This is a genomic window from Mycobacterium sp. UM_WGJ (assembly GCF_000455125.1).
Classification (GTDB): Bacteria; Actinomycetota; Actinomycetes; order Mycobacteriales; family Mycobacteriaceae; genus Mycobacterium.
The window spans coordinates 1-24,921 of record NZ_AUWR01000072.1; the positions used below are offsets into that span (position 1 = coordinate 1).

20 protein-coding genes are annotated in these 24,921 nt (G+C 67.7%); 7 read left to right on the top strand and 13 right to left on the bottom strand.

The features are described 5' to 3' along the window. On the bottom strand, positions 1-1,388 hold a 1,388-nt coding region (locus tag N416_RS0119050; protein WP_196805159.1), incomplete at its 3' end, for a hypothetical protein. Then, positions 1,381-2,769 (bottom strand): sigma 54-interacting transcriptional regulator, encoded by a 1,389-nt coding sequence (locus tag N416_RS0119055; protein WP_024443692.1) that lies wholly within the window; start codon positions 2,767-2,769, stop codon positions 1,381-1,383. The genes N416_RS0119050 and N416_RS0119055, both read right to left, overlap by 8 nt. A gap of 91 nt (positions 2,770-2,860) precedes the next feature. Between N416_RS0119055 and N416_RS0119060 the strand changes: the two genes are divergently transcribed. After that, positions 2,861-3,898 (top strand): alpha/beta hydrolase, encoded by a 1,038-nt coding sequence (locus N416_RS0119060; RefSeq protein WP_024443693.1) that lies wholly within the window; start codon positions 2,861-2,863, stop codon positions 3,896-3,898. Here N416_RS0119060 and N416_RS0119065 read toward each other — a convergent pair. Next, positions 3,878-4,465 (bottom strand): TetR/AcrR family transcriptional regulator, encoded by a 588-nt coding sequence (locus N416_RS0119065; protein WP_024443694.1) that lies wholly within the window; start codon positions 4,463-4,465, stop codon positions 3,878-3,880. The genes N416_RS0119060 and N416_RS0119065 overlap by 21 nt on opposite strands. A gap of 3 nt (positions 4,466-4,468) precedes the next feature. Next, complete coding sequence (locus N416_RS0119070) at positions 4,469-6,292, bottom strand: amidohydrolase family protein (protein WP_369797621.1); 1,824 nt, start codon at positions 6,290-6,292, stop codon at positions 4,469-4,471. Positions 6,293-6,402: 110 nt separating this feature from the next. Here N416_RS0119070 and N416_RS0119075 point away from each other — a divergent pair, with 110 nt between their 5' ends. Next, positions 6,403-7,779 (top strand): HNH endonuclease signature motif containing protein, encoded by a 1,377-nt coding sequence (locus tag N416_RS0119075; RefSeq protein ID WP_024443696.1) that lies wholly within the window; start codon positions 6,403-6,405, stop codon positions 7,777-7,779. Between the two features lies 1 nt (position 7,780). On the opposite strand, the gene purH is transcribed toward N416_RS0119075, so the two are convergent. The 5 genes from purH to N416_RS0119100 form a co-directional block, all read right to left on the bottom strand. After that, positions 7,781-9,358: a bifunctional phosphoribosylaminoimidazolecarboxamide formyltransferase/IMP cyclohydrolase gene (gene purH / locus N416_RS0119080; RefSeq protein ID WP_024443697.1), complete on the bottom strand. Its 1,578-nt coding sequence runs from the start codon at positions 9,356-9,358 to the stop codon at positions 7,781-7,783. After that, positions 9,355-9,942, bottom strand: coding sequence for a phosphoribosylglycinamide formyltransferase (gene purN / locus N416_RS0119085; protein ID WP_046301708.1), 588 nt, complete (start codon positions 9,940-9,942; stop codon positions 9,355-9,357). Before purN ends, purH begins: the two co-directional genes overlap by 4 nt. Before the next feature lie 331 nt (positions 9,943-10,273). Then, positions 10,274-10,753: a hypothetical protein gene (locus N416_RS24060; RefSeq protein WP_024443699.1), complete on the bottom strand. Its 480-nt coding sequence runs from the start codon at positions 10,751-10,753 to the stop codon at positions 10,274-10,276. Between the two features lie 83 nt (positions 10,754-10,836). Then, entirely contained in the window at positions 10,837-12,297 is a 1,461-nt protein-coding gene (locus N416_RS0119095; RefSeq protein ID WP_024443700.1) for a DUF6350 family protein, read from the bottom strand. 45 nt (positions 12,298-12,342) lie between these two features. Further along, positions 12,343-13,245, bottom strand: a complete 903-nt coding sequence (locus N416_RS0119100) for a DUF5336 domain-containing protein (RefSeq protein ID WP_024443701.1) — start codon at positions 13,243-13,245, stop codon at positions 12,343-12,345. 156 nt (positions 13,246-13,401) lie between these two features. Between N416_RS0119100 and N416_RS0119105 the strand changes: the two genes are divergently transcribed. Continuing rightward, complete coding sequence (locus N416_RS0119105) at positions 13,402-14,250, top strand: LLM class F420-dependent oxidoreductase (RefSeq protein ID WP_024443702.1); 849 nt, start codon at positions 13,402-13,404, stop codon at positions 14,248-14,250. Positions 14,251-14,348: 98 nt separating this feature from the next. Here N416_RS0119105 and N416_RS0119110 read toward each other — a convergent pair whose 3' ends face one another. The 3 genes from N416_RS0119110 to sucC all read right to left on the bottom strand — a co-directional run bounded on the left by N416_RS0119110 (position 14,349) and on the right by sucC (position 18,058). Next, positions 14,349-15,881: an acetyl-CoA acetyltransferase gene (locus tag N416_RS0119110; protein ID WP_024443703.1), complete on the bottom strand. Its 1,533-nt coding sequence runs from the start codon at positions 15,879-15,881 to the stop codon at positions 14,349-14,351. A gap of 92 nt (positions 15,882-15,973) precedes the next feature. Next, positions 15,974-16,876, bottom strand: a complete 903-nt coding sequence (gene sucD, locus N416_RS0119115) for a succinate--CoA ligase subunit alpha (RefSeq protein WP_024443704.1) — start codon at positions 16,874-16,876, stop codon at positions 15,974-15,976. A 3-nt stretch (positions 16,877-16,879) separates the two neighbouring features. Continuing rightward, the gene (gene sucC, locus N416_RS0119120) at positions 16,880-18,058 is read right to left on the bottom strand and encodes an ADP-forming succinate--CoA ligase subunit beta (protein ID WP_024443705.1); all 1,179 of its coding nucleotides are present in this window, start codon (positions 18,056-18,058) and stop codon (positions 16,880-16,882) included. A 288-nt stretch (positions 18,059-18,346) separates the two neighbouring features. Between sucC and N416_RS0119125 the strand changes: the two genes are divergently transcribed. Both N416_RS0119125 and N416_RS21905 read left to right on the top strand, forming a co-directional pair. After that, positions 18,347-19,345 (top strand): M23 family metallopeptidase, encoded by a 999-nt coding sequence (locus tag N416_RS0119125; RefSeq protein ID WP_231384351.1) that lies wholly within the window; start codon positions 18,347-18,349, stop codon positions 19,343-19,345. 87 nt (positions 19,346-19,432) lie between these two features. Beyond that, a complete protein-coding gene (locus tag N416_RS21905; RefSeq protein ID WP_024443707.1) occupies positions 19,433-19,984 on the top strand; it encodes a hypothetical protein in 552 nt (183 codons plus the stop codon). Between the two features lie 83 nt (positions 19,985-20,067). Here the strand turns inward: N416_RS21905 and pcrA are convergent, their stop codons facing one another. Continuing rightward, positions 20,068-22,389, bottom strand: coding sequence for a DNA helicase PcrA (gene pcrA / locus N416_RS0119135; protein ID WP_024443708.1), 2,322 nt, complete (start codon positions 22,387-22,389; stop codon positions 20,068-20,070). Between the two features lie 258 nt (positions 22,390-22,647). Between pcrA and N416_RS0119140 the strand changes: the two genes are divergently transcribed. Continuing rightward, complete coding sequence (locus N416_RS0119140; protein WP_024443709.1) at positions 22,648-22,911, top strand: chorismate mutase; 264 nt, start codon at positions 22,648-22,650, stop codon at positions 22,909-22,911. A 54-nt stretch (positions 22,912-22,965) separates the two neighbouring features. Beyond that, entirely contained in the window at positions 22,966-24,630 is a 1,665-nt protein-coding gene (gene pgi, locus N416_RS0119145) for a glucose-6-phosphate isomerase (protein WP_024443710.1), read from the top strand. The last annotated feature ends 291 nt before the right edge of the window (positions 24,631-24,921 follow it).

The window sequence follows — 24,921 nt, forward strand, 5'->3', positions numbered from 1 at the left end:
CTCGCTGAACCGCCGGCGACTTGCCGCAGCACCGTGTTGGTCAGGGTCCGGGTGACGTTCCACGGCTCGGTGTCGCCGAACTGCCAGGGCCGGGTCGCTCCGGTCAGCTCGCCGGCCGCCCCGGCCCGACGATGGTCGCGTTCGCCGCGGCGTCCCGAAAGTTGCCGCGCCACATCACGTAACGCCGTTTCGCCGAGCCGGCGCATCGCCTTGGGCGACAGCCGCCACTGCCCGTCGGAGCTGCGGTCCAGGAAACCCTGGTTGAGCAGCGCACGTTCGAGCTCGGCCAGCGTGCGCGCGTCGACGGCGGCCTGATCGCCGAGCTGGCGGGCCAGCGCATCGAGGTCGACGTCGTCCATGCTCGCGCCCGGATACGCCTGTGACAGCTGCTCGGCCAGCTGTTCTAGCTCGGCGATATCGGACAGTGCCTGGGCGCCCTCCCCCATCCCGAGCGGGTTATTGCCGGAGAACTCCGACGAGCCGGTCCAGTCCTCTCCCGGACGGGCCGCCTGCAGATGTGCGTCCAGTCGTCCCAGCGCCTGTTGCAAGGCCGGCGAGCCGAAGGCCTGTTCGGCCAACGCATCCAACTCGGCGCGCTGCTCGGCGCTCAGGCTGTTACGGAAGCGCTGCGCGGCGGCCGCCCGCTGGGCCAGCGAGTCCAGCAGCTCCTCGACATTGCGCGGGTTCTCCGGAAAGAACTCACCGTGTTTGTCCATGAACTGCTGGAAATCCGCACTCGTGTCTTTTCCTTGAGAGTGCTTGTCCAACAGGTCATTGAGATCGTCGAGCATGTCGCTGACTCGTTGCCGGTCGGCGTCGGTGGCGCCCTCCAGCGCCTGCTTCATGCCGGCGAATCGCTGGTCGAGCATCTCGCGACCGAGCAGATCCTTGATCTTGTCGTAGGATTCGCGGGCCTCGCCGCTGCGCCAGTCGTAGTCGGCCAGTTCCTGCACCGCTTTGGCCGGCGACGGCGACAGCCCCTCGATCTGCATCTCGGCGAAACGGGCGTCGTCGTCGAGCGCGCGGGCCAGTTCTTTGCGTTCAGCGAGCACTGCTTCGTCGAGCAGCCTTTTAACCTCGGCCAGCGTTCCATCTAAGTTGTTGCGGCGCAACAGTTCCCGTCGTCGCCGCTGCGCCTCGGCGGCCAGCTGGTCGGCTCCAGTCAGGTTCTTGGTGCCACGGCGCAGCAACTCTTGCAGTGCCCGCCGCGGCGACGTCCCCTCCATGACGTCCCGGCCGATCTCCTCCAGCGCCTCGGCCAGGTCGACCGGCGGCGCCAACGGATCCGGCCCACCGGAGTAGGCCGAATACCGGGAAGCGTGGCTTCGTGACGATCGCAAGCGCGGCGAAGCCGGGCGCAGCGGGTCGTCACCATCAGATCTAGCCATAGACGGTTTCACCCTCGTCGGAAGTCTTGTCGATGCGCTTGGCCAAATACAGCGCTTCCAAGGCCAACTCGAGCGCGGCGGCGCGTTCGCCGTCGGACTCCGCCCCCAGGCGCTGCGCGATGGCGTCGATCACCGGCAGATCCGGCAACGCCGCCAGCACCGCTTTGGCCGAAATGCGCTCGCCCGTCGTCACCGTCGCGTTCTCGACCGCCGCCACCAGCGGTCCCACGTCGATCCCGCCCAGTGCCCGCGACGCGGTATCGGCGGTAGCCCGGCGCAGCAGGTGCTCCAGCACTGCCTGCTCGCGGCCCTCCTCGCCGGATTCGAATTCCAGCTTGCCGCGCAGCACGTCGACGATCGTGCTCAGATCCACCACCCGAGCCACCGGGTCGGTTTCGCCCAGCACCGCACCGCGATGACGCGCCGAGGCCGCCACCGTCTCCGCGGCGGCGATCGCGAAGCGCGCCGAAACACCGGAGCGCTGATCCACCGAGCGCGACTCACGCAGATAGCGCGCGAATCGAGCCAGCACCGCCAGCAGGTAGTCGGGCACCTGGGCGCTCAGGTGTGCCTCTTGCGCGATCACGCCGACCTCGGCGTCGAGTTCCAGCGGGTAGTGGGTGCGGATCTCGGCGCCGAAGCGGTCCTTGAGCGGGGTGATGATGCGGCCGCGGTTGGTGTAGTCCTCAGGGTTGGCGCTGGCTACCACCAGCACGTCCAGCGGCAGCCGCAGTGTGTAGCCGCGCACCTGGATGTCGCGCTCCTCCATCACGTTGAGCATCGCCACCTGGATGCGCTCGGCGAGGTCGGGCAGTTCGTTGACGGCGACCACGCCACGGTGCGCCCGCGGGATCAGGCCGTAGGCGATGGTCTCGGGGTCCCCCAGGCTGCGGCCTTCGGCCACCTTGATCGGGTCGATGTCGCCCACCAGGTCGGCGACGCTGGTGTCGGGGGTGGCCAGTTTCTCGGTGTAGCGCTCGCTGCGGTGCCGCCACGCGACCGGCAGGTCGTCGCCGAGCTCGGCTGCCCGGCGAATCGACTCGGGCGTGATCGGCGAGTACGGGTGCTCTCCGAGCTCGGCGCCGGCGATCACCGGGGTCCACTCGTCGAGCAATCCGCTCAACGCGCGCAGCAGCCGGGTCTTGCCCTGGCCGCGCTCGCCTAGCAGCACGATGTCGTGACCGGCGATCAGCGCGCGCTCGAGCTGCGGCAGCACGGTGTCTTCGAACCCGAAGATGCCGGGCCAGATGGCTGCGGCATCGTCACCGTCGGCGAGTCGGGCCAACAGGTTCTCGGCGATCTCCTGTTTGACCCCCCTCTCACGATGGCCGGCAGCACGCAGCTCACCGAGAGTCTTGGGCAGATCGTGCGGGGCATTCAGCGCGGTCACCACTCCACGCTACGACGGGCGTGGTGGTCCGTCACGGTGTCCCGGTTTATCCGGTCGACCAATACCCGATACCCTGGGTACTGTGAACTTTCCGGAATGGCGCGAACGACCGGCTCAGACCTATTTCGGTCCGGCCTCCTGGCAGGCTCGACTGCTGGCTGCGGCCGCGGCGATCTTTTTGCGCACCTCGATCGCAGTGCTGACCCTGGTCGGCATGGTCGTCAACCGGTTCTGGCCCGCCGCTCTGCAGCGGGCGCGCCTCGACCTCATCGACCAGCCGATGCGCTACATCCGGGCCCTGCCCGGCACCGAGGTGACACCGGAGCGGTTGACCGACTGCCCGGCCGAGTGGGTGGTGGCACCGGGCGCGCGCGACTCGAACCGGGTGATCGTCTACTTCCACGGTTCGGCACTGATCACACTGGGCCTCAATTCCCACCGCCGCTTCGCCAGCAAGCTCTCCGCGGTCACCGGCGCGAAGGTGTTCAACGTCGGCTACCGGTTGGCGCCGCTGGCCGGGATCGATGAGGCCGTCGCCGACGGTCTGTGCGCCTATCGCCGCGTCCTCGACGCCGGGTTCACCGCAGATCACATTGTGGTGGCGGGAGATTCGGCCGGTGGCCTGATGGCGGTGAACACCGCGATCGCCGCACGTGATGCCGGGCTGCCGGCGCCCGCAGCTCAGGTGTTGATGTCACCGCTGACGTCGTCGGACATGGAGATCAAACGCGAGGCCGCGCGCAGCCACCGCGACCCGTTCTTCCCCTTCATGGCGTTCATGTTCATCTACCGCGTGTTCGCCACCGTGAACGGCACCCGCGAGCTGCCGGTGATGCCGCCGGAGGCAGAGCTGCGCGGGCTCGGGCCGTTCCTGCTGCAGGTCGGCAACAACGAGTTGCTGCGCAACGACGCGTTCGTGCTGGCCGACAAGCTTGCCTTCGCCGGGGTGCCGGCCTGGGTTCAGGTCTGGGACCGTGCGTTGCACATGTTCCAGCTCACCTTCGACTTCAACCCCGACGCCCGCCGAGCCGTCGCCGAGATCGCCGACTTCGTGGACTACGCGACGGCGGCCGCACCGAGCAATGCCGACTCGGCGCGCTCAGATACGGCCGTCCAGTAGCGTCAACAGCAGCGGAATCCGATTCGCCTCGATCTCGGGCTGGGGCAGCACGGCGCGCACGATCGCCGCACCGTCGAAGGTGTTGGTCAACAGCGCCACCAGATTCGGAAAGAGTTCCGGCGGAAAGGCATCCGCGCCGGGCAGCACCCGGGCGGCTTCGCCGATCTTGGAGCTGTATTCGGCGAGCACATGTTGCAGGGTGGCTCGCAGCTTCTCGTCGGTGCGCGCAGCGATCAGCAGCTCGTAGAGCACCGCGTTGGTGGAATTGGCGGTCAGGTCGCGCAGCACCGTCAGCACCGCCTCCAGCGCCGGCACCTCGGCCGGGATCTCGGCGACTTGCTTGCCGAACCGCTCCAGTTGGCGGCGCAGGACTTCCTGCGCGGTGGCCGCCATGAAGTCACCCATGGTGCCGAAGTGGCGGAACAACGCCCCGTCGGACACCCCGGCGCGCGCGGCGATCACCTTCGCCGACGCCCGGGCATAGCCGATCTCGGCGATGGTGGCGATGCTGGCGTCGAGCAATCCGGCGACAGTGGTCTCGCGGCGCTCCTGCTGAGTTCTGGCCATGCGCTAGACCGATTGCAGCTCACGGGATCCGGCGCGCAGGAATCGGCCGGTCTTCACCGTGGTGCCGTAGCCCTCGCAGAACTGGCCGTTGCGGAACACCACCGTGCCACCCACGCCGGTCGCGACCACCGCGTCGTCGTTGCGGTTGACCATCCGGCTCAGATCGCCATAGAACGGCACCTTCTCCTCGTGGTAGCCGTCGACGGCGTCGGTCAGGCCCGCCGGGTCGATCACCACAAAGTCCGCACGGTCACCCTCTCGCAGCGTGCCAGCGTCGAACCCGAACCAATCGGCGACCTCGGAGGTCAGCCGGTACACCGCCCGCTGGACGCTCATGAACGGTCGTCCGGCCGCCTCGGCGTCGCGGACGCGCTTGAGCAGGCGCAGCGAGAAGTTGTAGAAGGCCATGTTGCGCAGGTGCGCTCCAGCGTCGGAGAACCCCATATGGATCACCGGTTCGTTGGCCAACTTGTCCAGCTGCTTGGGCCGGTGGTTGGCGACGATCGTGGTCCAGCGGACGTTGCGTTCGCCGTTGTCCACCAGTACGTCGAGGAACGCATCCAACGGGTGCAGCCCGCGTTCCTGAGCGATCTGGCCGAAGCTCTTGCCGACCAGGCTGGCATCCGGGCATTCGACGATCACCGCGTCGTGGAAGTCACGGTGCCACAACGACGGTCCCAGCTTCTTGCGGTCGAAGGCCTTGCGGAAGTTACGGCGGTACTCGGTGTCGGCCAGCAGCGCGTTGCGCTCCAGCTGGTCGCGCAGATGCAGAGCGGCGGTTCCCGCCCCGAACTCCTCGAACACCGGCAAGTCGATTCCGTCGGAATACAACTCGAACGGCACCGGCAAGTGCTGGAACCGGACGCTGGAGCCCAGCACGGTGTTGAGCAGCCGAGCGCCGGGACCGAATACCCGGACCGCGCCCGGCGCCGACTTGGCGTCCGCGGAGACCAGCAGGCTCATCCGAACCCCGCGCCGCCGGCCGAACATGCCACTGCTGGTGAGGAAGAAGTTCAAGGCCGTCAGCGGGTTTCGGACGTCGGGTGCGCTCTGCAACATCCGGCCACGCTTGCGCAGCACCTTGATCAACCGACGGCGCTCCCGCCAGGTGGCGAACGTCGACGGCAGCGCCCGAGACCGGAACCGGTCACCGTCGAGCTTGTCGATGGGGGCGTCCATCCCGGACATGCCCAGCAGTCCGGCGTCGAGACCCTGATCGAGCAGGGCGGCCATCTTCTCCAGTTCGTCGTCGGTCGGGACGACGCCGTCGGTGGTGGCGCGGTCCAAGCCGAGCACCGCGGTCCGCAGATCCGAGTGGCCCAGCATCGAGCTGATGTTGGGTCCGAGCGGCAACTCCTCAAGGGCACTCACGTACTCGGCGGGCGTGGACCAGGTCTTCTTGGACTGCAGCGCATCCAGCACGAACTTGCGCGGGACCGCCTCGACCCGGCTGAACAGGTCGGCGGCGTCCTCGGACTCGGCGTACACCGTCGACAGCGAACAGTTGCCCAGCAGCACCGTGGTGACACCGTGGCGCACCGATTCCCGCAGACCCGGGTCCAGCAGTACCTCGGCGTCGTAGTGGGTGTGCACGTCGATGAAGCCTGGGACCACCCACTTGCCGGCGGCGTCGATCACCTCCGGGCAGCCGGCCTCATCCAGCTGCCCCGCGACGATGTCGGCGACGATGCCGTCGCGAATGCCCAGGGTGCGGACCTGCGGGGCGTTGCCCAGGCCGTCGAACCACAGTCCGTTGCGGATGATCAGGTCATAGCCCACTACCGTCTCCCAACTTCGAGGTTGAGATAGATAGTGAGCGCTAACAATCTTTATTGTCAAGGGGTCAGCGCCCCGGGGAGTTATCCCCAGTTCGAGTTTGATCCACAGATTCGCGTTCTGCCTGCGTCAATCCCGGACAGACTCAATAGAATTAGCACATGCATTCGAATAGCCGGGAAGCGATCGTCGCGGTGTTCGACGCGCTGGCCGCCGGGCTGGACCGGGCGCTGGACCTGGACTTCGAGGCGCTGACCCCGCGCGAGTGCCTGGCACTGCTGCGGCGCTGCGAAATGCTACGGCGCCGGCTCCCGGCAGTGGAACACCCTCTGGTCAACCAGATCGCCGCCACCGACCCCGCCGAGCTGGGCGGCAAGCCCCGCTGGGTGTTGGCGGACGCGTTGCACCTCACCCGCGGTGAAGCGGGCCGCCGTCTCACCGACGCCAAAGAACTGGGTCCGCGCCGGGCCATGACCGGCGAGCCCATGGAACCGGTGCTACCGACGGTGGCCGCCGCTCAGCGAGATGGACAGATCGCGGCCGCCCACATCGCAGTGATCCGGGCCTTCTTCAACTACCTACCCGACGACGTCGATGCGGGCACCCTGGCCCAGGCCGAACAGCAGCTGTCCGGTCTGGCCGCCGAGTGCCGGCCCGACGAGCTGGCCAAACTGGCTCAGCGGCTCGCCGACTACCTGCACCCCGACGGCAACTACACCGACGACCAGCGCGCCAAGCGACGTGGCTTGGTGCTGGGGCCCCAAGATCGTGACGGCATGAGCCCGATCAAAGGATTCCTCGATCCCCAGGCACGCGCCACCCTCGAGGCGGTACTGGCACGCTGGGCTGCCCCCGGCATGTGCAACGCCAACGACGAGACCCCTTGCACCAGTGGCACTCCCTCGCAGGGGGCGATCGACGCCGATACCCGCAGCGCCGCACAACGCAACCACGACGCGCTCACAGCCATGGGCCGCGCGCTGCTGGCCTCCGGAGAATTGGGGCAACACAACGGGTTACCGGCCAGCATCATCGTCTCGACCACGCTGGCCGACTTGGAAGCCGGTAGTGGGAAAGCCCATACCGGCGGCGGCAGCTGGCTACCCCTGCGTGATGTGATCGCCATGGCGAGCCACGCTCACCACTACCTGCGGATCTACGACGGCGCCAAGGAGTTGGCGCTGTTCCATACCAAGCGGCTGGCTTCGCCGGGGCAGCGAATCGTGCTCTACGCCCGAGAACGCGGCTGTTCCCACCCCAATTGCCCCGTCTCCGGCTACTACTGCGAAGTGCATCACGACGACACCTACGCGAACACCAAGCGCACTGACATCACCGGCCTGACCCTGCGCTGCGGCCCCCACCATGAGCTCATGACCTCAGGCGGCTGGAAGACCCGGAAACGCCACGATGGCACCACGGAAACACTGCCGTCGCCACACTTAGACCACGGTCAACCGCGGGTCAACTATTACCATCACCCCGAAAAACTACTGGGCGAGCACGGTTCCGGCGCCGACGAAGACGACGGACCCTAGCTCAGTGCGCGAAATGCCGCGCTCCCGTCAGGTACAGCGTGATCCCGGCCTCGGCCGCCGCCGCGGTCACCTCGTCGTCGCGCACCGAACCACCCGGGTGCACGATCGCCTTCACCCCGGCCGCGGTCAGCGTCTGCAGGCCGTCGGGGAACGGGAAGAACGCATCCGATGCAGCCACCGCACCGGCCACCCGCTCGCCCCCGCGCTCCACCGCCAGTCGGGCCGCGTCGACCCGGTTGACCTGGCCCATGCCCACGCCGATGGTGGCGCCGTCACCCGCGACCACGATCGCGTTCGATTTGACCGCGCGGCAGGCCCGCCAGGCGAAGACCAGGTCGGCCAGGGTGGCCGCATCGGCCGGTTCGCCGGTGGCCAGCGTCCAGTTCACCGGGTTGTCCCCGGAAGCGTCGAGGCCGTCGCGGCTCTGCATCAACAGCCCACCGCTGATCTGGCGCCATTCGGTGCCGCCGCGCAGTGGTTCGGAGGCCAGCAGCACCCGGATGTTCTTCTTGCGCGCCAAGATCTCCACGGCCCCGGCCTCGTAGGCCGGCGCGACGATCACCTCGGTGAAGATGGTGCTGACGTACTCCGCCATCTCCACGCTGACCTCGGTGTTGGCCGCGATGACGCCGCCGAACGCGCTCAGGGGGTCGCACTCGTGCGCCTTGCGGTGGGCATCGGCCACCGTGGTCGCCGAGACCGCGATGCCGCACGGGTTCGCGTGCTTGATGATGGCCACGCAGGTCTCTTCGTGATCGAACGCCGCGCGCCATGCGGCATCTGCATCGGTGAAGTTGTTGTAGGACATCTCTTTTCCGTGCAGCTGCTCGGCCTGAGCCAAGCCCGGCCACGCGCCGGCGTCACAGTAGAGCGCGGCCTGCTGGTGCGGATTCTCGCCGTAGCGCAGCTGCGCAGCGCGGCGGTAGGTGCGCCCGTACCATTCCGGCAGTGCTTGACGCGGCTCTCCCGCCGGTTCGGAGGGGGCCAGCGTCGACGACATCCAGCTGGCGACGGCCACGTCGTACTCGGCGGTGTGCCGGAATGCCAGGGACGCCAAGCGCTTCCGCTCTTCGAGGGTGAAGCCGCCGGCGTTGACCGCGGCCAGCACACCGTCGTAGCCGAGCGGGTCGACCACCACGGCGACGCTGGGGTGGTTCTTGGCAGCCGCCCGGATCATCGAGGGCCCGCCGATGTCGATCTGTTCGACGCACTCGTCCTGGCCGGCACCGGAATCCACGGTCTCGCTGAACGGGTACAGGTTGACCACGACCAGCTCGAACGCTGCGATCTCCAGCTCATCGAGCGCCGCGGCATGCTCGGGCTTGCGCAGGTCGGCCAGCAGTCCGGCATGCACGCGGGGGTGCAGAGTCTTGACTCGGCCGTCGAGCACCTCGGGGAAGCCGGTCACCTGCTCCACGGGCGTCACCGGAATACCCTCGGCCGCAATCGACTTGGCGGTGGATCCGGTGGAGACGATATCCACGCCGGCGGCGTGCAGGCCGGCGGCCAGGTCGACCAGTCCGGTCTTGTCGTAGACGCTGATCAACGCCCGGCGAATCGGTCGCTTGCCGTCGGTCATCCTAGGGTTGCCTTTCGTCCGTTCCAGGTCACGCCGCCGGTCGCCAAGGCGGCCAGTACGTCAACCAGGAGCTTGCGCTCCACCTTCTTGATGCGTTCATGCAGAGAGTCTTCGTCGTCGCCGTCGAGCACGGCGACCGGTTCTTGGGCCAGCACCGGGCCGGTGTCGGTGCCGGCGTCCACCAGGTGCACGGTGCAGCCGGTGACCTTGACCCCGTAGGCCAGCGCCTCGGGGACCGCGTGCGCGCCCGGGAAGGAGGGCAGCAGTGCCGGATGGGTGTTGACGGTGCGCCCGAGAAACCGGTTCAGGAAATGCGATCCCAGAATCTTCATGAAGCCCGCCGAGACCACCAGATCGGGGTTGTGGGCCGCGGTGGCCTCGGTCAGCGCAAGGTCCCATGCCGCCCGGTTCGGATAGTCCCCCATCCGGACGGTGAACACCGGCAGCCCCGCCGCGGCAGCGACCTCCACCGCCCGGCAGTCGCGGTCGGTGCCGACGGCAACCACCCGCGCGGGGTAGTCGTCTACCGCTGCGGCCAGCAGCGACTCGAGCAGCGACCCGGTGCCCGACGCCAGCACCACCATCCGGGCGGGGACGCTGGGGGCCACATGGATCGGTTGCACGGTGACTGAGCCTAACGCGGTGATCGCAGGCGCGGCGAAGCCGGGCGCCGCGGCTCACCGCCATCGGCGGTGGCGGTTGCGCACGTAGCGAAGCTGGAACCGGCGCGAGAACCCGGCGGTTCAGCGAGGCTCGACGCAGGAGAGCCGAAGGTGGAACCGGCGCAAGAACCCCGCGGTTCAGCGAGGCTCGACGCAGGAGAGCCGAAGCTGGAACCGGCGCGAGAACCCGGCGGTTCAGCGAGGCTCGACGCAGGAGAGCCGAAGGTGGAACCGCCGCAAAACCCCCCGCGGTTCAGGCGGAGCGCTGCGCTCGCGCCCGGGCGACCCGAAGTGCGGCCGCCACGCCGTCCGTCCAGATCTCGACCATGTCCCAGGTGACCTCGGGATGGCCCATCGGCTGAGTCATCTTGCCGAGCTTGCTGACTCTTGCATACGCCAGGTCCTGAAAGTCGGGGTCGTCCAACTCGGGGAACTCGTCGTACTCACTGCAGAACCCCGCACCCTCCAGCTCGTCGTAGAGGGACTCGGCCACGTCATCGCTCAATCCGAGAGGTCGCGACTGCGGTGACGGCTCGGTCATCTGCATTCCGGCCTGGACGCCGTCCACCCAGATCAGGACCACCACGTCGAGCACCCGCTCATGGCCCGGCGGCAGGATCTGCCCGGTCAGCATCTCGGCCCGGACGCCCGCCAGCATGTTCAGGTTCCGCCGCCTGGGCACGCCAGATGAGCCATTCTTGCGGGCTGGCTCGGCGCTCACGACGTCGGTCATGTCGTCCCCCTGGAGTTCGGACGGTCGGCACCACCCATCCGATCAGCCAGCGGCGACATATATAAGGGACCGAAGTCCTTGATTTAGCGGTCGTATCCGTCGTCGTCGGTAAACATCAGGTCCTCGGGGTCTTCCAGCGGGCCCGGCGGCTGCGTCGGCGTGTGTGACCGAAACGTTCGCGGCGGCTCGGGTTCAGGCCTCCACTTCAACTCGCCGTCATCGGTGACCTCATCTGACTGGAAGCCCGGTTCGAAGTCATCGTCGAACAGCTCGTCGGTTTCGAAGGGCTCTCCGACGACAACGAGGTCCTCGGGATCGACGTCGGCGAGGGGCGCCGGCCCAGATACGGAGACGCCTTCGGGCTCCACGGGCCGCTCCGGGGCGGGTGGCAGCACACGCTGTGGCCCGACCACCGCGTCAGCCCGGACCCCGCCGATCATCACCACCGTCAGTGCTCCGATCGCGGCGAACCACCCGAACACCGCCGGACCGAACGTCAGCTGATCCACACCGACGTCGCCGAAGTTGCCCAACCGGCCTCCACCGGCCAAGCCGAGTACGGCCATCGACACCGCCGCGATGAATGCCGCCACCGCCACCTTGGCCAGAGCTGGAAGCAGCGGCAGCGGCCGGCGGGCGCACTGCTGGCCTACGGCAACCCCGGACGCCGCCCCGATGATCAGCAGCGCCACCCACGCGGGGCCCAACGGCGGGACGGGCGCCGCAGCCAGGATCGGCAGCGCGGGGATGTCGCCGCCGAGAACGGTGAAGGCACTGAACAGCGCGGGACCGATGTGTGCGCTCGAGCCGACCGCCATCGCCGTCGCGCCGACGAGCACATTGGGCACATACAGCAGGGCCAGCAGCGTCAGGCTGAGCTGGCCGAACAGTGAATCGGTGATCGCGTAGAGCTCATGCATAGTCCCCCAGTGCCAGATCAAGGAGCACACCGTCACCGCCCCGGCCAGGCCGAACAGCGCCAGCATGCCGGTGATCGCGGCTCGTACCGAGTCCGCCAGCCAATCCGGTAGCCGGGCCTCGGCCAGCGCCCGACGGCCCACCCGCGTCCCCAAGCCCAGCGCCGCACCGATCACGTGCACGAAAAACACGTGCGCGAAGGCGCTCAGGGCATGGGGGGTCTGCAGTTCGGTGATGACCGAGGCCGCGTCGTGAATGACCGCCAGGGAGACCGCGGCGATCAACAGTGGTCCACCCACCGCGGAAGCCACGATCCAGCGGATGACGAACCAGGAGGCTCCACGGGCGGTGGCCTGCGCGGTGGTTCGGGCCGTACCGGCCACCATCAGCAGCACCGGCAGCAGCGGCAGCGCGCCCAGGTCACGGCCGCCTATCGATACCGGCACCTGGTGCACGGCCAGCCACATGCTGGCGATGGCACCTGAGGCCCCGGTCATGTCACTGTTGGCGATCAGCAACTGCAGCAGTGTCACCGCTGCGATGATGGTCAACGCCACCACGGACGGCCCGAAGGCGACCCGTAGCAGGTCGCGGGTCGGGTTCGAGCCTGGTTTGACGCCGGTCACCGATGTCACGCTGCGAGCACGTTCAACTCGGCGCGCGGGCGCGGGTTAGGGCTGCGCCGGCCCCGACGAGGTGGAGCCACCCTGCGACTGCTGGCCACCCGTCGAGCTCTGATCCGAACCGGCTGCGCTGTGGCCACCGGTCGACGCACTCCCCGACCCACCGGAAGACGGCGGGTTGTAGGACGGAAATCCGGTCGGCGGGGTCGGCGGCCCCTGCGGCGCCGCCTGCTGTGCGCCGGAGTTGAAAGCGCCCGTCGAAGGGGAGCCCTGCGCCTGCTGCGCGCCGAAGCCGCCGCTGGAAGGCGCGGAGGGGTAGCTGCCGTACGAGGACGGGTAGCCGGGCTGCTGTGGAGCCTGCTGGCCCTGGTGTCCCGGGTGGCCATAACCCTGCTGGCCGGGCTGACCGTAGTAGTTACCGCCCGGCGGCAGGCCGTACTGGGCATAGGGGTCGTACTTGGGACGCGGCGCCGGGGCAGTCACCACGCCGGCCTCCAGCAGCAGCGATCCGACCGCGGCGGCAGCCTGCAGGACGCTGAAGATCAGGATCAGCCACAGCCCCCAACCGATGGTGTAGCTACCACTGGCACCGGCGATCGTCGAAATAGCCAGCAGCGCACCCAGCGTCGAGACCACGGCGACCACCGCCGTGTAACTCTTCGCCTTGGGCAGCAGGGCCACCGCGGCCAGCAGTGCGGACAGCACCGCCAGCGGAACGGTGTGGCCTGCGTCGCTGAGGATCAGGGGGTAGTCAACATCGGTGATCGTCACGATCGGACCGAAGTTCGCCAGGTAGACACCCAGCCCCAACGCAACGACCGCGATTCGGAGGTATTGCGGCACTTTGCTCTCGACGTCGCCACCCGATTTCGCGAACGATGGGGTCGGTTGTCCGTAGGAGCCTGATGGTTGTGAGGGCTGGTAGCCGGGATTCCCGGGCGAGTAGGTCATGACCTCTCCTGTGCTTGTGGGCAGGCGCTGGTGGGCGGTGCGGCGCGCTTCGACCATCCACGCTAGCGCACTCGCGGGCCGAGTCGGTGGGTCAACACTGCGCGACCGGCACCCCCCCCGTTGCCCACCGAACAGGAACACGTTCTAATCGGGGATATGGATTACGGACTCGTGCTATTCACCAGTGACCGTGGCATCAACCCGGCAGCGGCCGCCAAACTCGCCGATGATCACGGCTTCACCACCTTCTATGTACCGGAGCACACGCATATTCCGGTGAAGCGACAGGCCGCGCACCCGACCACCGGCGACGAGTCCCTGCCCGATGACCGGTACATGCGCACCCTGGATCCGTGGGTCAGCCTGGGAACCGCATGCGCCGTGACCTCGCGGGTGCGGCTGTCCACCGCGGTGGCACTGCCCGTCGAGCATGATCCGATCACGCTGGCGAAGTCGATCGCCACCCTGGATCACCTGTCCGGCGGACGAGTCAGCCTGGGCGTCGGATTCGGCTGGAACACCGATGAATTGGCCGACCACGGCGTTCCCGCCGGCCGCCGGCGCACCATGCTTCGGGAGTACCTGGAGGCGATGCGGGCGCTGTGGACCGAGGAAGAGGCGTCCTTCGAAGGCGAGTTCGTGAACTTCGGCCCGAGTTGGGCTTGGCCCAAGCCCGTGCAGTCGCACATTCCGGTGCTGGTCGGTGCCGCCGGGACCGAGAAGAACTTCAAGTGGATCGCCCGCAGTGCCGACGGCTGGATCACCACGCCGCGTGACTTCGACATCGACGCCCCGGTCAAACTGCTGCAGGACACCTGGGCGGCCGCCGGCCGCGACGGAGCACCGCAGATCGTGGCGCTGGATTTCAAGCCGGTGCCCGAGAAGCTGGCGCACTGGGCCGAGATCGGGGTCACCGAGACTCTCTTCGGGCTGCCCGACAAGTCCGAGTCCGAGGTGGCGGCTTATGTGGAGCGCCTGGCTGCCAAGCTGGGGCTCAGCGCCTAGCGCAAGAGCCCCCACTCCGCGCGAAGGTGCGTGTTTGTACGGCGACACGCCAGTTCTGCTGACATTCTGTGCACCCTCGCGGCGGAACGGTGGCGGGGTCAGCGCGGGGAGCAGCGGTTGCCGTAGTCGAGTGCGTGCACCGTCACCGGGGCGCCCAGCGGGTCGCCGTCGGACATCAGCGCCACCAGATCTTCGTCTTCGGTGGTCGCCAGGAACCGGGTGCCGTCGGCGTCGAGTCGGCCGATGATGATCCCGGTCCGGGTCTCCCAGTCGTAACGGACGCTGTAGGTCTCGATGGTGCCCGGCCCCTCGGCACTCTCGGTGACCGGCACGGTGGGCGCGGTGTCGGCCTGCGCCTGCAGTTCGGCGCTGCGATCGGCCTTCCACGGCACCGGAGTGGTCGAATACACCCCGGTCGAGTACTTGCTCATCATGCCGCCGTTGGCCCCGACGAACGTGAATTGGCCTGGGACACTTCGCGCTGAGGCGACGGCCTCGGCGATCGCATGCATGGAGTAGTTGTTGCCGGCGCCGCCGAAGAAGGGCAGCCCGCCGGTCAGGGTGAGGCCGCGCGGGTCGTCGGCCGACAGGCCGAAGGCATCGCAGATGGCGAACACCGGGACTGGGAAGCAGCTGTAGAGGTCCATCGCCGCGACGTCGTCGAATCCGATCCCGGCCATCTCGAGCGCCTCGGTGGTGGCCGTGATGGCGGCCGGGTAGGCACTCAGGTCCGGGCGCTCCAGGAGGCGCTGCTCACGCATGTCTGCGTGGCCGTGCAGGTAGACCCAACGGTCTTGCGGGACGCCCAGGCGGGTGGCGGCCTCCGCCGACATCACCAACACCGCGGCACCCTGGTTGACCTGATCCCGCGCCACCAGCAGTCGCGGGTAGGGGTCACAGATCAGGCGGTTGCCGGCGTTGATCGTCGTCAGCTCTTCAACGGAACGCTCCACCGGCGAGGCCGAAAACGGGTTCTTGGCTGCGATCTTGGTCATCGGGGCGAACAGCTCGGCCATGGCCTGTAGGTAGTCGGCCTTGCTCAGGCCCAACCGCGCCCGCCGAGCGTTCTCCAGCAGCCCGTACTGCACCGTGGCACTGGTCAGCCCATGAATGACGGTGTAGTGCTCGACGAACTCCTCAAGCCCGAAACCCCGGTCTTCGAGCTGCCCCTCGACCGTCTCACTGAAGTCCGGCTTGTTGTCGGCCTTGGCGAAGTGACGCAGCGTAGAAGTCGCGTCGGACCCGCACAGCAGCACCACGTCGGCGGTGCCGGCCATGATCTCGCCGGCGAATTCGGTCAGCAGCTTCTGCGGCCCCTGACCGCCCACCTTGTCCAGCACCGCGCGAGCCGGCTCCGCCCCGATCAAACGCGCAACGGACCGAGGGAAGTTGTTGGACTTGCCTAGCGGCGCAGGGGCTTTCGGAATCGAGATCTCAAACTGGCGGGTGGCCACCACCGCGTCGATGGCCGACGCGACCTGCTCTGAGCTCGCTCCGCAGTCCACCAATGCCGCCTGCGCCGCGGCTGCGGCCAGCTCCACCGGCGACATCGCCCGGTAGTCGGCGTCGTCGATGTGCTCGGCGGCCTGCCCGACGCCGACGACGACGGGAGTGCGGGGGTCAATGCTCACGGTTTCACCTCACCACAAATGCCGACCGTGCCGTCTCATACGCGACGCGCTGCTGGCGGCGTACGAAACGGCACGGTCGGGGTTGTTCTTACCTACAGGCTCTCGAGGATCTGTCGAGCCAGGGCCGCGGTGGCCGACGGGGTCTTGCCCACCTTCACCCCGGCAGCCTCCAGTGCCTCCTGTTTGGCGGCCGCGGTGCCCGACGAGCCCGACACGATGGCGCCGGCGTGGCCCATGGTCTTGCCCTCCGGCGCGGTGAACCCGGCCACGTAGCCGACGACCGGCTTGGTGACGTGGGCCTTGATGTAGGCCGCGGCCCGCTCCTCGGCGTCGCCGCCGATCTCGCCGATCATCACGATGACCTTGGTCTCGGGATCCTTCTCGAACGCCTCGATGGCGTCGATGTGGGTGGTGCCGATCACCGGGTCGCCGCCGATGCCGATGGCGGTGGAGAAACCGAAGTCCCGCAGCTCGTACATCATCTGGTAGGTCAGGGTGCCCGACTTCGACACCAGACCGATCGGGCCGGTGCCCGAGATGTTGGCCGGGGTGATGCCGACCAGGCATTCACCCGGGGTGATGATGCCGGGGCAGTTGGGCCCGATGATCCGGGTCTTCTCACCCTTGTCCACGTTGTAGGCCCACGCGTAGGCGCTGTCCTGCACCGGGATGCCCTCGGTGATGACGACCAGCAGCGGGATCTCGGCGTCGATGGCCTCGATCATGGCGTCCTTGGAGAAGGCCGGCGGCACGAAAGCGATCGACACGTCCGCGCCGGTCTCCTTCATGGCCTCGGCGACGCTGCCGAACACCGGCAGCTCGACGTCGGCGCCATCCTTATCCTTGTGCGCCACCGTGGTGCCGGCCTTGCGGGCGTTGACGCCGCCGACGATCTGGGTGCCGGCCGCGAGCATCCGCGCGGTGTGCTTGGTCGCCTCGGCACCGGTGATGCCCTGGACGATGACCTTGCTGTCCTTGTTGACGAAGATCGACATGACTTAAGCGTCCTTTCCGGCTGCGAAAGCCAGTTCGGCGGCCTTGTCGGCGGCCTCGTCCATGGTGGCGACGACGGTCACCAGCGGGTGGTTTGCCTCGGCCAGGATCGCCCGGCCCTCCTCGACGTTGTTGCCGTCGAGGCGCACCACCAGCGGCTTGGTCGCGGCGTCACCGAGGATCCCCAGCGCCGACACGATGCCGTTGGCCACCGCGTCGCAGGCGGTGATCCCGCCGAACACGTTGACGAACACGCTCTTGACCTGCTTGTCACCCAGGATGACGTCCAGGCCGGCGGCCATCACCTCGGCGGAGGCCCCGCCGCCGATGTCGAGGAAGTTGGCCGGCTTCACGCCGCCGTGCTTCTCACCGGCGTAGGCGGTGACGTCCAGCGTCGACATGACCAGGCCGGCGCCGTTACCGATGATGCCGACCTCACCATCGAGCTTGACGTAGTTCAGGTCGTGCTCTTTGGCCTTGATCTCCAGCGGGTCGGTCGCGTCCAAGTCGGCGAACTCGGCGTGGCCGGGCTGACGGAACTCGGCGTTGCCGTCCAGGGTGACCTTGCCGTCCAGCGCCAGGATCTGGTCGTCGGGGGTGCGAACCAGCGGGTTGACCTCCACCAGGGTGGCGTCTTCGGCGACGAAGACCTCCCACAGCTTCTGGATGGTCACCGCGGCGGCGTCGAGCACCTCGGCCGGCAGATGGCCCTGCTCGGCAATCGAGCGAGCGAACGCCAGGTCGACACCCTTGACGGCGTCCACCGGCACCTTGGCCAGCCGCTCCGGCTTCGTCGCGGCGACCTCTTCGATCTCCATGCCGCCCTCGACCGAGCACATGGCCAGGTAGGTGCGGTTGGAGCGGTCGAGCAGGAAGGAGATGTAGTACTCCTCGGCGATGTCGCTCGCCTCGGCCACCAGCAGCTTCTTGACGATGTGACCCTTGATGTCCAGGCCGAGAATGTTCTGCGCGTGGGTCAGCGCGTCGTCCGGGGTGGCGGCGTACTTGACGCCACCGGCCTTACCGCGGCCGCCGGCCTTGACCTGGGCCTTGACCATGACCGGTCGACCGATCTCGGTGGCGATGGCCTTGGCGTCCTCAGCCGAGGTGGTTACTCGACCAGGAGTGGTGGGCACGTTGTGCTTGGCGAACAGCTCCTTCGCCTGATACTCGAAAAGATCCATGGGCTCACTGTCTTATTACGGGTAGCCGGAAGGCCGGCACTGTCGGATTGTGAGAGATTTCGCTCCCGAGGCACTGTATCGAGCCTGCGCCGGGGTTCCCTCCTCGCGTACCACTGCTGTGGCACATCTCACCGCCAGAAAAACGTGATTCGTTTCACATTAACGCCGGGATTCGGGCGATAGCTTGCCACGCCCCAGCGGGAGTGGTTACCGTCACCAAGTCCAGGTCTTTATAACGTTCTGATCACGACCAGAGGAACTTCCAGGCTGATGCAGCACGGTGCACCGATGCGTCCGGTTTCCGGTGGGGCTCTCCCTCGACGTCGAAACGGCGCTACGGCAGTTGCGATCCGCCCGTCGGCACCCAGTCCCACCGAGGTCACCGACATCATCCCGTTCAACGAGTTCGGCTGGCCCGAGGACGACTTCAGCGAAGACGTGTTCGACGAGGCGTCGGACGTATTGCTGGCCCCTGAGCTCGACGACATGACCGACACCGACAACATGCCGGTTCTGCAGTTGGCGTTCCCCCGCGGCGGCTATTCGGACAGCTACTACCGTCCGCACGGGGCGGCCCAGCTGCCCCCGCGCCGCGGTAAGCACCGCAGCCAGCCCGCCAGTGCTGTCAAGAGTCGCGTGATGATCGCGGCGATGGCCGCCGGTGCGGCCGCTGCCGCCGCGCACGCCGCCACCCACCAGTCCGACGAGACCGTTGCCCGACCGGCCGTGCTGGCGGCCAGCAAGACCGCGCTAAACAACGGCACCACGACGTCCAGCCACGGCTTGCAGATGATCACGGTGAAGGCTGCGGCCAGCGTCGTCGTGCACAACGAGGAGCTGGCCAAGGGCATGGCGTTCGCTCAGGAGCGCGCCGAGCGTGAAGCCCGGCTGCAGCGCCCGTTGTTCGTCGCCCCCACCCAGGGCGCGTTCACCTCGAACTTCGGCTACCGCTGGGGCGTGCTGCACGCCGGAATCGACATCGCCAACGCCATTGGCACCCCGATCCTGGCGGCCTCTGACGGTGTGGTGATCGAGTCGGGCCCCAGTGCGGGTTACGGCATGCTGGTCAAGCTGCGCCACTCCGACGGAACCGTGACGCTCTACGGCCACATCAACCGGTCGCTGGTCAGCGTGGGTGAGCGGGTGATGGCGGGCGACCAGATCGCCGAGATGGGCAATCGCGGCTACTCGACCGGTCCGCACCTGCACTTCGAGGTGCTGCAGAACGGCACCAACCGGATCGACCCGACTTCCTGGCTCGCCAAGCGCGGGATCAATTTCGCCTGATACGACGGCGCCGGCCTGTCCCCCGCAAGCGGGTGGTGCGCCAGCGCCCGGCTCCATCGCGCTTGCCGGCGCCGCTAGCCTGGAATGGTGAGCGACCGCCACCAGCCACCGACCGGCGCCAGTTCCTCCAGACCCTCCGGGACCGATCCGGCGAGTCCTCCCAGCCGCATCATCCGCCGGGCACCCACCGGCGCCATCCCGATCGTCACCGGCTCGGGCCGGATACCGCCGGCCATCCAGCCCAGCCCCGCGGCATTGCCGGCGCAGTTCCCGTCAGCCGGCGTCGCGATCAGTGCCTGCGTGCTCGCCCTGATCGGCTGTTGGGCCACCTCGGTGGTCTCCACCGATCTGATCGCCAGCTGGTGGCATACCGACCGGCTGTTCTGTGTCGCGGTGGGTTTCTTGAGTCTGGTGTTCGCCGGGACCACGGTGTCCGGCGTGATCATGCTGCTGCTGCGGCGGCCAGTCAGCCGCTACCTGATCGCGGTCGGAGCGGTGGTCGCCCTGCTGACTTACGGCAGTCTGTTCCTGGCGGGGGCCCGCGTGCCGGGGATCGTGCACGTCATCCCGGTCATCCAGATCGCCACCGTAGCCACAGCACTGCACCCGGCTACCAGGCGCTGGCTCTTCGGCAGTTAGCGAGCCTCGACGCAGGAGAGGCGAAGCTGGACTGCCGACGAAAATCGGCAGTTAGCGGGACTGCCGACTCAAAACTTCGGCAGTTAGAGCTTGGTCACCGGCGCATGGTTGTGCATCAGCTTGACCCGCCCGGAACTGCCGAAGTCGATCAGCGACATCGCCGACTCGCCGACCCCGGAGACTTCCTCCACCCGCCCCAGGCCGTACTTGTCATGGGTGACCCGATCCCCCGGCGCCAACACCAGTAACGGCCGGCTGCCCGATCGGCTCGGTGCCGGTCTGGGGGTCCCGAACCGGCCCGCGCCGCTGACCGGAGCGCTCGGCGAGGCGGTGACGTCGGTCCGGCGCCAATCGATGAGCTGCTGCGGGATCTCCCGTAGGAATCGCGACTCCGGGTTCAACATCGGCTGTCCCCATGACGAACGCACCTTGGCCCGGCTCAGATACAGCCGTTGCCGTGCTCGGGTCAGGCCGACGTAGGCCAGCCGCCGTTCCTCGGACAGCTCGCGGGCATCCCCCAGCGAGCGCATGTGCGGGAACATGCCGTCCTCCCAGCCGACGACGAACACCACTGGGAACTCCAGCCCTTTGGCGGTGTGCAGCGTCATCAGGGTGACCATGCCCGACCCGTGCTCGGGGATCTCGTCGGTATCGGCGATCAGCGAGACCCGCTCCAGAAACGCCGCCAGCACCCCGACATCAGGTACATCCTCCTCATCGAGGCCGCCGTCTTGGTCAGCGAGTGCGTTGGCCCGGTCGATGCTGAACTCGTGTGCGACGCTGACGAGCTCGTTGATGTTGTCCAGACGGGCCAGATCCTGCGGATCGGTCGAAGCCTCCAGCTCGGCGCGGTAGCCGGTGCGGTCCAGCACCAGCTCCACCAGGCCACCGAGGTCGTCGTCGCCGGTGTTCAGATGCGCCCGCAACTCCTCCAGCATCGCCACGAAGGCGGCGATCGCGTTCTGCGAACGGCTGTTGAGCATCGGCACGCCGCCCTCTGCGGCAGCAGCCAGCGCCGCGGCGAACCCCGTGCCGGTGTTCTCCGCATGCACCGACACGCAGGCCTCGGCACGGTCGCCGATACCGCGGCGCGGGGTGTTGAGGATGCGCCGCAGGCTCACCGCGTCGCCGGGATTGTCGAGCACTCGCAGGTAGGCGATGATGTCGCGGATCTCCTTGCGTTCGTAGAAGCGCACGCCGCCAACGACTTTGTACGGGATACCGCTGCGGATGAACACCTCTTCCAGCGACCGCGACGCGTTGTTGGTGCGGTAGAACACCGCGACGTCGCTGTAGTTGACCGCGCCCGCATCGGTCAGCTCATCGATCTCCTGAGCGACGAACCGCGCCTCGTCGTGTTCGTTGTCGGCGACGTAGCCGACGATCAGCTCGCCGTCACCGGCGTCGGTCCACAGTCGCTTCTCCCGGCGCCCGGAGTTGTAGGCGATCACCGCGTTGGCCGCCGAGAGGATGTTCTGCGTGGAGCGGTAGTTCTGCTCCAACAGGATGGTGGTCGCGTCGGGGTAGTCGCGCTCGAAATCCTCGATGTTGCGGATGGTGGCGCCCCGGAAGGCGTAGATCGACTGATCGGCATCACCGACCACGCACAGTTCCGCCGGCGGCAGGTCGTCGCCGCCCGCGCCGGCCTGCGGTCCGTGCCCCGCGAGCTCGCGCACAAGCATGTACTGGGCATGGTTGGTGTCCTGATACTCGTCGACCAGGATGTGCCGGAATCGGCGCCGGTAGTGCTGGGCGATCTCCGGAAAGGCCTGCAGAATCGCGACCGTCTCACCGATCAGGTCGTCGAAGTCCAGCGCGTTGGCCGACCGCAGCCGGCGCTGATACTCCGCGTAGACCGAAGCCACCACCCGGCTCAGGTCATCGGAGCTCTCGGTGAGGTCGGCCAGCGCCCGGTCCGGGTCGATCAGTTCGTTCTTCAGGTTGGAGATCGCATTGGCCAGCAACCGGGGCGAGTGCCGCTTGACGTCCAGGCCCATGTCGCGGCCGATCATCAACAGCAGCCGCCGCGAATCGTCGGCGTCATAGATCGAGAAGTTCGAGTTCAGCCCCGGGACGACCGAGGCCTGGTTACGCAGGATCCGCACGCAGGTGGAGTGGAACGTCGACACCCACATCACCCGGGCCCGGGGCCCGACCAGACTCGACACCCGCTCGCGCATCTCCGCGGCGGCCTTGTTGGTGAAGGTGATCGCCAGGATCTGCCCCACTCCGACGTCGCGGGCGGCCAGCAGATAGGCGATACGCCGGGTGAGCACCGCAGTCTTTCCCGAGCCGGCCCCGGCCACGATCAGCAGCGGGGAGCCCTCATGCAGCACGGCCCGGCGCTGCTGCGGGTTGAGCCCGTCGAGGAGGTGATCGGTCTGCGGAGTCGCGTGCACTGTCATATCGCAACCCAACGTACCGCCGCCCGACGACACTCTTTGCGCTGGCACGACCCTTAGTGGCAGACTCGGTTCGTGCTCGACATGCAGCGTCGATTTTGCTCCCCCACTTTTTATGGGCACTCCCCAGCGGAGCCCGTGGTTTAGCTGCAACGCCAAGCCCTGCGGTCCGCTTCGCCGACCCGGGGCTCGTCTGTTGTGTGAGGCCGGATCGCCGATGGGACCAGAAACCACCAACAGCGAGAACCTGGAGTTTTGATCATGTCTGCCCAACCCCAACAGCTGCCCGACATTGACGAGCTGCGCCATGAGATCGACCGGCTCGACGCCGAGATCCTGGCCGCGGTGAAGCGCCGCACCGAGATCTCGCAGGAGATCGGTAAGGCCCGGATGGCGTCCGGCGGCACCCGCCTGGTGCACAGCCGCGAGATGAAGGTGCTCGAGCGCTACAGCGAGCTCGGCCAGGACGGCAAGGACCTGGCGATGCTGTTGCTGCGGCTCGGCCGCGGCCGGCTCGGCCACTAAGGCGCCGCGACCGGCGCCGCACCGGCGACGGCGACCCGCCGCTAATGTCGGAGTATGAGCCCCGTTCGCCAGAGCACGGACATCTCCACCACGCCGGCCTGGAACGCGTTGCGCAAGCATCAGCAGCAGATCGGCGACACCCACCTACGCGAGTTCTTCGCCGACGATCCCGGCCGCGGCACACGGTTCACCGTCACCGTCGGTGATCTCTACATCGACTACAGCAAGCACCGGATCACCTCCGAGACCGTGCGCCTGCTGGTCGACCTAGCCAGGACGGCCGGCCTGGAGGACCGGCGCGACGCGATGTTCGCCGGGGTGCACATCAACACGTCCGAGGACCGGGCGGTGCTGCACACCGCGCTGCGGCTGCCGCGCACCGCCGATCTACACGTCGACGGCCAGGATGTCGTGGCCGACGTGCACGCCGTGCTCGACGCGATGGGCGATTTCACCGACCGGTTGCGCGGCGGCGAATGGACCGGTGCCACGGGCAAGCGGATCGAGACCGTGGTCAATATCGGTATCGGCGGCTCGGATCTGGGTCCGGTGATGGTGGACCGGGCGTTGCGCCACTACGCCGACGGCGGCATCTCGGCACGGTTCGTCTCCAACGTCGACCCGGCCGACCTGACCGCGAAACTGGCCGGCCTGGATCCGGCCACCACACTGTTCGTCGTCGCTTCCAAGACGTTCTCGACCCTGGAGACGTTGACCAACGCGACTGCGGCCCGCCGCTGGCTCACCGATGCCCTGGGCGACGCGGCGGTGTCCAAGCATTTCGTTGCGGTCTCCACCAACGCGGTGCTGGTCGAGGAGTTCGGCATTGACACCGCGAACATGTTCGGGTTCTGGGACTGGGTCGGCGGTCGCTACTCGGTGGACTCGGCGATCGGCCTGTCGGTGATGGCGGTTATCGGCCGGGAGCGCTTCGCGGAGTTCCTGTCCGGTTTCCATATCGTCGACGAGCACTTCCGCACCGCGCCTTTGGAATCCAATGCGCCGGCCCTGCTGGGCCTGATCGGGGTGTGGTACTCCAACTTCTTCGGCGCGCAGTCCCGCGCGGTGCTGCCCTACTCCAACGATCTGAATCGCTTCGCCGCCTACCTGCAGCAGCTCACCATGGAATCCAACGGCAAGTCAGCCCGCGCCGACGGCACACCGGTCAGCACCGATACCGGCGAAATCTATTGGGGCGAGCCGGGAACCAATGGCCAGCACGCGTTCTACCAACTGCTGCACCAGGGCACCCGGCTGATCCCGGCCGACTTCCTGGGCTTCTCCCAACCCGTCGATGACCTGCCGACTGCGGACGGCACCGGCAGCATGCACGACCTGTTGATGAGCAACTTCTTCGCCCAGACCCAGGTGCTGGCGTTCGGCAAGAGCGCCGAGGAGATCGCCGCCGAAGGCACTCCCGCAGATGTCGTGCCGCACAAGGTCATGCCCGGAAATCGCCCGACGACCTCGATCTTGGCTACCCAGCTGACACCGTCGGTGCTGGGCCAGCTGATCGCCCTCTACGAACACCAGGTGTTCACCGAGGGTGTGGTGTGGGGCATCGACTCCTTCGACCAGTGGGGAGTGGAGCTGGGCAAGACTCAGGCCAAGGCGCTGCTGCCGGTGCTCACCGACGACGCTGCTCCACCGTCCCAGACCGACAGTTCCACCGATGCGCTGGTGCGCCGCTATCGATCGGAGCGGGGCCGGGCGACCTAGACCCGGCCTTCGGCATTTCCCTCACCCTGACTTTTTTCGGCGGCCGCCGCCCTCCATGCACTGTGCGCAGGGATCGTCCCGTGCCAGGAGCGTGCCGCGGCGGCATCGCCCACAGCGCTCCGGTGCGTATGACGGCGGCCAGCAGCAGAGCGCATCTGGCCCTGACCGAAGCCTGCTCCGGGCCGAATTATCGCTGTTGACAATGGGTTTTGCCCCCTGCTTCAGGACGGGCGACGACGGACCGCCAGCGCTGCGGGGCTGAGTGCACGTCTGCCCAGTCGCGGAGCGGCA